Here is a 9,322-nt window from a genome sequence, read left to right as displayed (position 1 = left end):
GCTCTTTGACGTCTACTTCTGCCACCATTTCCTACGAACGATCGACGTGAGCAAACCGGACTATGGTTCATAATGTGTCAACTATGTCCCCGCACATGTGTCCACTATGTGTCCGGTCCGTACAGGGCTCTTTTCCAAAAGTGACCCGCTGTAAAAGCGGAACCCTAAGTGGCCGTGACCGCAGCAACGGATATGTACCCAACCCCACCCCTGAAGAACCCCACATTACTGATAGCGAACGTTGCACACACTGGCCTTTGCCTGGATCACAACTCCCGTCTTCCAGAGCAGACGCAGGCAGTCTTGCAGGACCAGCAAGAAGCAACTGGTAGAGCACCGAACTACAAAGCCCGCTCCATCTTGATGATCTCAATGGACACCGGGCTATTGCCCCGGCTGAATGTTCCCTCGCCAATCTTGCGGAAGCCATGCGAGGCATAGAATTTTTCGGCGGTCAGGGTCGCCTCCAGATAGGCCCTGTCATGCCCAGCTGCGGCGATCCGCTGCAAAGCCTCGGCCAGCAGACGCGCACCAAGCCCCTGCCCGGCTGCCTCTCCACGAATAAACAACTTGCTGACTTCATGGCCGTCGATCTCCACGAAGCCCTGGAGCCTGTCGTTGCAAGCCAACCACAGGTTGCCCGCGTCGATGGCCGAGCGGTAGGTCTCAGGTGAGCGACCGTCGAGCCACATGGCGATCTGCTCGGGACCGTAGTCGGCATTGCACAGGTTTTCGACGGAGTTTTTATGCACCAGGAAGATGCTCTCGGCGTCTTCTGGGGTCGCTGGGCGGATCAGTAGATTTTTCATTCCCTTGAGATTCCGAGTGTGGCCAGTAAACCCAGGCGTTATAGCCGATCTTGCGCCGGGCAGCGACCGAAGACCGCACATGTTGTGCGTTGACCAACTTTCCGACACACCATATAGTGTGCCCACCCAGGCAGCCGACCACTACATAGTGTGCGAAGCCGGTAATCATCGAGTTTTCTGGACGGTTTCATACGCCGCCAGAACAGACCAGGAAGGAGTATTTCATGCTGAGTTGGGACGAAGTCGACAACGAAGACACCGGTGCAGCGGTCATCCGTGGCACCAACGCCGGCCACGCCACCGAAGCCAACATGGACCGCCTCGACGGTGCCGGCGCTGCCGCCGCCATCGAAGCCCGCGCCGTCACCGCCAACGACTCCGCCGCCATCGTGCGCGCCAAGGCTGCCCTGGACAAACTCGACGTCGCCGAAGGCCTCGCCGAACTCGAAGGCGCTTCCGCCCGTGTCGCCGTTGACGAAAAGCGCATGATCAACTGCCGCGCCGACCTCAACCAACTCGTACCCTTCAAGTACGACTGGGCCTGGCAGAAATACCTCGACGGCTGCGCCAACCACTGGATGCCGCAAGAGGTCAACATGACCGCCGACATCGCCCTGTGGAAAAACCCCGAAGGCCTGACCGACGACGAACGTCGCATCGTCATGCGCAACCTGGGCTTCTTCTCCACCGCCGATTCCCTGGTCGCGAACAACCTGGTGCTGGCCGTGTACCGCCTGATCACCAACCCGGAGTGCCGCCAGTACATCCTGCGCCAGGCCTTCGAAGAGGCGATCCACACCCACGCCTACCAGTACTGCATCGAATCGCTGGCCATGGATGAAGGCGAGATCTTCAACATGTACCACGAGATCCCATCGGTCGCCAAAAAGGCAGCCTGGGGCCTGAAGTACACCCGTTCGATCTCCGATCCGAAGTTCGAAACCGGCACCGTCGACACCGACAAAGAGCTGCTGCGCAACCTGGTCGCCTACTACTGCGTGCTGGAAGGCATCTTCTTCTACTGCGGTTTCACCCAGATCCTGTCCATGGGCCGCCGCAACAAAATGACCGGCGTGGCCGAGCAGTTCCAGTACATCCTGCGCGATGAGTCGATGCACCTGAACTTCGGCATCGACGTGATCAACCAGATCAAAATCGAAAACCCACACCTGTGGGATGCCGACATGAAGGAAGAAGCGACCCAGATGATCCTGCAAGGGACCCAGCTGGAGATCGAATACGCACGCGACACCATGCCGCGCGGCGTGTTGGGCATGAACGCGGCGATGATGGAGGACTACCTCAAGTTCATCGCCAACCGTCGCCTGTCGCAGATCGGCTTGAAGGAAGAATACCCAGGGACCACTAACCCGTTCCCGTGGATGAGCGAGATCATGGACTTGAAGAAAGAGAAGAACTTCTTTGAGACCCGAGTGATCGAGTATCAGACCGGTGGGGCGTTGAGCTGGGATTGATCCAACGCTATCGCCGGCTTGCCGGCGATAGCGATCTATCAGGCGCCACGCATCAGTTCGAGACTTGCTCAAGAAAGATCAGTTTCAGGGGTTCCTGGAGCAAGTCATCCGCCGTGGCGGCAAAGCGCTGGAAGTACGGCATTGCAAAATGCGCATCGAGGGCCGCCTGGTTTTTGAACGCTTCACGCATATAGAACGTGCCCGGCTCATCACGCAGTTCGAACAACACGTAATCCAGGTTGCCAGGCTCGGTGCGGGTTGGCTCGACCAAGGCCAGCAGGCCTGCCTTGAGTGCTTGTTCCTGGCCTGGCTTGGCCTTGAGTACGGCGATGGATATCAAAGGTTTGGTCATGCTGGCGACTCCGTTGGTAGGTTGGCTGGCACATGCAGCGAGCATCATACACAGCGATAAGCCCATGGCTTTGATCAGGGTGGTCATTGGAAATCCTCAAGCACAATCTTGCCCCGCGCCTTGCCGCTTTCGACCAGGGCATGGGCGCTGCGCATATTGGCCGCGTTGATCGCACCGAAATGTGCGCCCAGGGTGGTGTGCAACACGCCCTGGTCGATCAGTTGTGCAACCCGGTTGAGCAGGTGGTGTTGCTGGATCATATCCACCGTTTCAAACAACGAGCGGGTGAACATCAGTTCCCAGTGCAAGGACAAGGATTTGAGCTTGAGCGGCATCACATCCAGGCTGGCGGGATCGTCGATCAACCCCAGCCGCCCTTGTGGGCGCAGCACTTCGACCAGTTGCGGCAGGTACTCCTCGGTATGCGTGAGGCTGGCGACATGGCTGACCGCGTCAATCCCCAACGCTTGGAGCTGGGCCAGCATCGGCCGGCGATGGTCGATCACATGATGGGCCCCCATGCGCTGGACCCACCCAATGGTTTCCGGGCGCGAAGCCGTGCCGATCACCGTCATGTTGGTGAGTTGACGGGCCAGTTGCACCAGGATCGAACCCACGCCGCCGCCAGCCCCCACCACCAGCAGCACATCGCCCTCGCCGCCGCCTTCGGTCACGCCCAGGCGGTCGAACAGCAGCTCCCAGGCGGTGATCGAGGTCAGCGGCAAGGCGGCGGCGTGCGCCGCATCCAGTGTGCGCGGACGATGGCCGACGATGCGCTCATCAACCACCTGGAACTCGCTGTAGCTGCCGGAGCGGATCAGGGAGCCGGCGTAGTACACCGCGTCGCCCGGTTTGAACAGGGTCACGTCGGCGCCCACCTGGCGCACGATGCCCGCCGCGTCCCAGCCGAGGATTTTCGGCTCCTTGGCAAAGGTGCCGGAACGCACCTTGGTATCGACCGGGTTGACCGCCACGGCCTGCACTTCCACCAGCAGGTCCCGAGGGCCCGGCTGGGGGGCTTCGATATTCACATCAATCAGCGAGCGCGGGTCGTCGATGGGCAGGCCATGCTCGGTAAAGGTAATTGCTTTCATGGGAACTCACGAGTGATGAGGGGCGATGGCCCTCGATGGCTTGCATCTTTACCGTTCCCAGGGAGAAGAAAAATCGACAAAATGCAGCAACACTTTCATTGTTGGAGTGAAAATGATCCGCATCGATGATCTCGGGCTGTTTCTGCGCAGCGCCGCCCTGGGCAGTTTCACCGCCGCAGCCGTGGAGGCCAACCTGTTGCCGGGCCAGGTCGCGGCGGCGATCAAGCGCCTGGAGCGGGAGCTGGAGGTACGCCTGTTTACCCGCACCACCCGCAGCCTGCGCCTGAGCGCCGAGGGCGAACAGTACCTACCCACCGCCCGTGGCGTGCTGGAGCAATTGGAGCTGGGCCGCGAACGCTTGCGCGGCGATGACGCGCCACTGCGTGGCACCTTGCAGATCGCCGCGCCGTCGGACCTGGGGCGCAATATCCTGCTGCCGATGCTCACCGAGTTTCGCCGCCAGCATCCTGAGTTGAGCTTGCGCTTTCTGGTGTCGGACCAGGTCACCAACCTGTTTCGCGACCCGGTGGACGTGGCCCTGCGTTATGGCTGGAACGAGGACGCCAATTACATCGCCCTGCCCCTGGCACCCTGGAACCGCCGGGTGCTGGTGGCATCACCGGACTACGTGACGCGCCACGGCACACCGACATCCGTCGACGACCTGACCCGCCACCCGTGCCTGCTCTATCTGCAAAACGGCCGCCTGCATGACCGCTGGGAGCTAGGCGAAAAGACCGTGCAAGTCACCGGCCCCTTGTTCAGTGACGACGCCGATGTGGTGCGGCGCTGGGCCGTCGCCGGTGAAGGCATCGCCTACAAGACCTGGCTGGATGTGTATGCCGATGTGCAGGCCCAGCGCCTGGTGGTGCTGTTGCCGGAGATTCCCGGGGATGTGTACCCCTTGAGCTTCGCCTGCCCCCATCGCGGGCAGATGTCGCGGGCGGTCACCCAGTTGTATCAGTGGTTGAACCAGCAGTTCAGCGCTCTGCAGCGCCTTTGAACCCTTTTGTAGTGGATTAGGAAAGACACGGTTTTTATGCCCAATCAAACCATCAAGACGCCCTGCGTCGGCCTGTGTTCCACCGTGTATGGCGACCTGGTGTGCCGTGGCTGCAAGCGCTATCACCATGAAGTCATTCAGTGGAATGGCTACAGCGCCGAGGAAAAACAAGCGGTCTGGCTGCGCCTTGAGCAGTTGCTGGTGCAGGTCATGACCAGCAAGCTGGAGGTGTTTGACCCGGCGCGCCTGCGCCAGCAACTGGAAGAGCGCAAGATCCGTTTTATGCCGCACCAGTCGCCTTATTGCTGGGCTTATCAGCTGATTGCCCGGGGCGCGCGGGTGATTTCCAGGCTGGATGCGTATGGTTTGGCGTTGCTGCCGGAGTTTCGCGAGCGGCACCTGGCGGATTTGCGTGATGCGATTGATCGGGAGTTTTTCCTGCTGTCGCAGGCGCATTACCAACGCTACATCGCGCCGGATTTTTTGCGCGAGGCGTTTGGGCCGGCGTTGATTGCTACCCTCTAAAGCACACCCAACCCCCCCTGTGGGAACGGGCTTGTGTGGGAGCGGGCTTGCTCGCGAAGGCGGTGGATCAGTCACCTATGCACCAACCGACACTACGCCTTCGCGAGCAAGCCCGCTCCCACAATTGGTCCTCATTTACCTTAAGGTGTCAGTGAGTCCACGACGCCGCACGCTCGGTGTGCAGGCCGTATCGCTCAATCGCCCGCTGACACACCTGCGCCTCCAGGCTGCCCTGTTCCACCAGGGCGGCCAGCGCGGCGAGCACGATGTGGTGGCGGTCCACCTCGAAGAAATCGCGCAACGCCGCACGGGTGTCGCTGCGCCCGAAGCCATCGGTGCCGAGCACGGTGTAGTGGGCCCCCAGGTAGGAACCGATCATCTGCGGCACCGCCCGCACGTAGTCCGAGACGGCAATCACCGGCGCGCCGTCGGGCAGGCAGGTCGCCAGGTGGCTGCACTGTGGGCTTTGCAGTGGATGCAGGCGGTTCCAGCGCTCCACCTCACGCGCATCGCGGGCCAGTTCGCTGAAGCTGGTCACGCTGAATACCTCGCTGTCGATCTGCCAATCGTCCGCCAGTAACTGCGCGGCGGCCTGGGCCTCGCGCACCAGGGTGCCGGAGCCGAGCAGGCGCACCTTGGCCCCGGCACTGCCCTCAAGGCGGTACATGCCCTTGATAATCGCCGCCTCGACGCCTTCGGGCAGGGTCGGTTGCGGGTAGTTTTCGTTCATCAGGGTCACGTAGTAGAACTCGTCCACATCGTGCTCAAGCATCTGGCGCATGCCGTGGTCGAGAATCACCGCAAATTCGCCGGCAAACGCCGGGTCGTAAGCACGGCAGTTAGGCACGGTCGCGGCCATCAGGTGGCTGCTGCCGTCCTGGTGCTGCAGGCCCTCGCCGCCCAAGGTGGTGCGCCCCGCCGTGGCGCCGAGCAAAAAGCCGCGGGCGCGCTGGTCGGCGGCGGCCCAGATCAGGTCGCCCACGCGCTGGAAACCGAACATCGAGTAGTAGATGTAGAACGGCAGCATGCGCAAGCCATGCACCGAGTAGCTGGTGGCCGCCGCGACCCAGGAACTGATAGCGCTGGCTTCACTGATGCCTTCCTCAAGGATCTGCCCGTCGGTGGCTTCGCGATAGCTGAGGATCGAACCGATATCTTCCGGCTCGTAGCGCTGACCGACGCTGGAATAAATGCCGATCTGCTTGAACAGGTTGGCCATGCCGAAGGTGCGTGCCTCGTCGGCGACAATCGGCACGATGCGCGGGCCCAGGGCCTTGTCTTTGAGCAGGTTGCTGAGCATGCGCACAAAGGCCATGGTGGTGGACATTTCCTTGCCTTCGGCCTGGGTCGCAAAACCGCCGTAGCCACTCACTGGCGGCACAGGCACCGGTTCAGCGCTCTGGCTGCGGCTGGGCACATAACCGCCCAAGGCTGCGCGGCGCTGGTGCAGGTAGCGCATTTCGGCGCTGTCGGCGGCGGGTTTGTAGAAGCTCAGGGATTCGGTCTGCTCGTCGCTCAGGGGCAACTGGAAGCGGTTGCGAAAGCCGATCAGCGCGTCGCGATCGAGTTTTTTCTGCTGGTGGGTGGTCATCTTGCCCTGCCCGGCCTCGCCCATGCCAAAGCCTTTCTTGGTCTGGGCCAGGATTACCGTAGGGCGCCCCTTGACCCGCCGCGCGGCGTGATAGGCAGCATGGATTTTCAGCATGTCGTGGCCGCCGCGCTTGAGACGGTCGATCTGCTCATCGCTCAAGCCGGCCGCCAGCTTGGCCAGGGATTCATTTTGGCCAAAGAAGTGCTCGCGGTTATAGGCACCGTCCTTGGCGGCAAAGGTCTGGAACTGCCCGTCCACGGTCTGGGACAAGGTGCGCACCAACGCGCCGTCCTCATCCTTGGCCAGCAAGGCGTCCCAGTCCGACCCCCACACCAGCTTGATCACGTTCCAACCGGCACCGGCAAACAGTGCCTCCAGCTCGTCGATGATCCGCCCATTACCGCGCACCGGGCCATCGAGGCGTTGCAGGTTGCAGTTGACCACCCAGGTCAGGTTGTCCAGGCCTTCGCGGGCGGCCAGGGTCAGGGCTGACATGCTTTCCGGCTCGTCCATCTCGCCATCGCCGAACACACCCCAGACGTGCCGGTCGGTGGTGTCCTGCAAGCCGCGATGGTGCAGGTAACGCATAAAGCGCGCCTGGAAAATCGAGCTGATCGGGCCTATGCCCATGGAGCCGGTGGGGAACTGCCAGAAGTCCGGCATCAACCACGGGTGCGGATAGCTCGACAGGCCACGGGCGCCGGCCTTGACCGCGCCCAGCTCCTGGCGATAGTGGGCCAGGTCCTGCTCGCTCAGGCGCCCCTCAAGAAAGGCCCGCGCGTAAATACCGGGCGCGGAATGCGGCTGGTAGAACACCAGGTCGCCGCCGACGTTGTCGTGACGGGCACGGAAAAAATGGTTGAAACCCACCTCGAACAGGTCCGCCGCGCTGGCATAGCTGGCGATATGGCCGCCAAGTTCGCCATAGGCCTGGTTGGCACGCACCACCATGGCCAGGGCGTTCCAGCGCACCAGCGAGGCCAGGCGCTCTTCGGTCGCCAGGTCGCCGGGAAAGTGTGGCTGCTGGTCTACGGCGATGCTGTTGATGTAGGGCGTGCCGTGGCGCGGTTTCCAACCGATGGCTGGCGTATTGCCGGCATCGGCCAGCATATCGAGGATCTCCCGCGCGCGCTCCGAGCCGGCATGCCGTACCAGGGAGTCCAGGGCGTCGCGCCACTCGGTGAGCTCCTGCTGGTCAATGGCTGTTTGATTGACTGTCTTTACGAAACCGTTCATGGGCACCTCCGAGCTGTTTTTTCCAGTTTATGTCTGCCCAAAAGGATTTTTTGACTGTTCTGGGTAGGTCAAAGGGCGATTTGCAGCACAAAACGCTTAAACATGGCTGATTAAAAGCACGTTGTGCTTCCTTCACCTGAGTCAACGCAATTGTGTTTAAAATGCCGCCCGTTTAATGATCGACGCTGCCCGATGACCCCAGACGCCCTCGCCCTGCTCCACACTCACTTGCTGACCGCCCTGCGTGACGTGCCCGTGGAAACCCGTCGCCTGTTCCACGGCCGGGGTCGTTGCTGGCCGGGACTGGAGCAGTTGACCGTGGATTGGCTGCAAGGCGTGGTGCTGGTTTCGTTGTTCAAGGAGCCTGAGCCCGCGCAACTGCAAGCCTTGCAACACCAACTGCGCGAGCTCTGCGAAAGCCGCGAATGGCAACAGGCCGGCGCCCACACTCTGGCCCTGCAACATCGCTACTTGCCGCAAAGCACCACCGAATGGCTGTGGGGCGAGAGGGTCGAGGAATTGACCATCACCGAAGGCGGCCTGCGTTATCGCATCGACCTGGGCAAAAAGCAGAACAGTGGGCTGTTTCTGGATATGCGCTACGGCCGCAACTGGGTGCGCGAACACGCCCGTGGCTTGCGAGTGCTGAACCTGTTTGCCTATACCTGCGGGTTTTCCGTGGCCGCCATCGAGGGCGGGGCCGAGCATGTGGTCAACCTGGATATGGCCCGTGGCGCCCTGAGCCGGGGTCGCGACAATCACCGGCTCAATGGCCATGACCTGGGCAAGGTGAGCTTCCTGGGGCATGACTTGTTCAAGTCCTGGGCGAAAGTCACCAGCAGCGGCCCCTATGACCTGGTGATCATCGACCCGCCGTCGTTTCAGAAAGGCAGCTTCCTGCTGACCAAGGACTACCAGCGCGTGCTGCGTCGCCTGCCCGACCTGCTGACACCCCAAGGCACGGTCTTGGCCTGCATGAATGACCCGGCGCTGGGCGAAGACTTCCTGATCGAGGGCGTCACCCGCGAAGCGCCGGGGCTGCGTTTTGAGCAGCGCCTGGCAAACCCGCCGGAATTTCCCGACATTGATCCGCAAAGTGGTCTGAAGGCCCTGGTGTTCCGTCAGGGCTGATGCCGAATCCTTCTGCGCTTGCTACGCTCAACCCAAGGCCTTGGTGGTGAACCTTATCCCCTCCTTCCCGGTCGATACCTGCATCCCTTGGCCAGATTCGACGCTC

General features: G+C 61.7%; 8 protein-coding genes. 4 read left to right on the top strand and 4 right to left on the bottom strand.

What is annotated here, in order from left to right; all coding sequences use genetic code 11:
- Nucleotides 1–341 precede the first annotated feature (341 nt).
- Entirely contained in the window at nt 342–809 is a 468-nt protein-coding gene (locus tag JFT44_RS22630) for a GNAT family N-acetyltransferase (RefSeq protein ID WP_057439736.1), read from the bottom strand.
- Between the two features lie 224 nt (nt 810–1,033).
- Here JFT44_RS22630 and JFT44_RS22625 point away from each other — a divergent pair, with 224 nt between their 5' ends.
- Entirely contained in the window at nt 1,034–2,284 is a 1,251-nt protein-coding gene (locus JFT44_RS22625; protein WP_170045163.1) for a ribonucleotide-diphosphate reductase subunit beta, read from the top strand.
- Nucleotides 2,285–2,336: 52 nt separating this feature from the next.
- Here the strand turns inward: JFT44_RS22625 and JFT44_RS22620 are convergent, their stop codons facing one another.
- Together JFT44_RS22620 and JFT44_RS22615 are read right to left on the bottom strand one after the other, a co-directional pair.
- A complete protein-coding gene (locus tag JFT44_RS22620; RefSeq protein WP_057441906.1) occupies nt 2,337–2,636 on the bottom strand; it encodes a putative quinol monooxygenase in 300 nt (99 codons plus the stop codon).
- An 83-nt stretch (nt 2,637–2,719) separates the two neighbouring features.
- Nucleotides 2,720–3,730: a zinc-binding alcohol dehydrogenase family protein gene (locus JFT44_RS22615; protein WP_057959540.1), complete on the bottom strand. Its 1,011-nt coding sequence runs from the start codon at nt 3,728–3,730 to the stop codon at nt 2,720–2,722.
- A gap of 112 nt (nt 3,731–3,842) precedes the next feature.
- Here JFT44_RS22615 and JFT44_RS22610 point away from each other — a divergent pair, with 112 nt between their 5' ends.
- On the top strand, nt 3,843–4,733 hold the full coding sequence (locus tag JFT44_RS22610) for a LysR substrate-binding domain-containing protein (RefSeq protein ID WP_115128078.1): 891 nt from the start codon (nt 3,843–3,845) through the stop codon (nt 4,731–4,733).
- A 36-nt stretch (nt 4,734–4,769) separates the two neighbouring features.
- Entirely contained in the window at nt 4,770–5,258 is a 489-nt protein-coding gene (locus JFT44_RS22605; protein ID WP_057441896.1) for a DUF1289 domain-containing protein, read from the top strand.
- Between the two features lie 148 nt (nt 5,259–5,406).
- Here the strand turns inward: JFT44_RS22605 and mdeB are convergent, their stop codons facing one another.
- Entirely contained in the window at nt 5,407–8,085 is a 2,679-nt protein-coding gene (mdeB, locus tag JFT44_RS22600; protein ID WP_198831198.1) for an alpha-ketoglutarate dehydrogenase, read from the bottom strand.
- 192 nt (nt 8,086–8,277) lie between these two features.
- Here mdeB and JFT44_RS22595 point away from each other — a divergent pair, with 192 nt between their 5' ends.
- Nucleotides 8,278–9,216, top strand: a complete 939-nt coding sequence (locus tag JFT44_RS22595; RefSeq protein ID WP_057959537.1) for a class I SAM-dependent methyltransferase — start codon at nt 8,278–8,280, stop codon at nt 9,214–9,216.
- Nucleotides 9,217–9,322 lie beyond the last annotated feature (106 nt).

The organism is Pseudomonas sp. MF5691, from assembly GCF_016405645.1.
Classification (GTDB): domain Bacteria; phylum Pseudomonadota; class Gammaproteobacteria; order Pseudomonadales; family Pseudomonadaceae; genus Aquipseudomonas; species Aquipseudomonas shahriarae.
The sequence above is the reverse complement of the archived record's forward strand: the minus strand, read 5'-3'. Positions and strand labels throughout refer to the sequence as shown.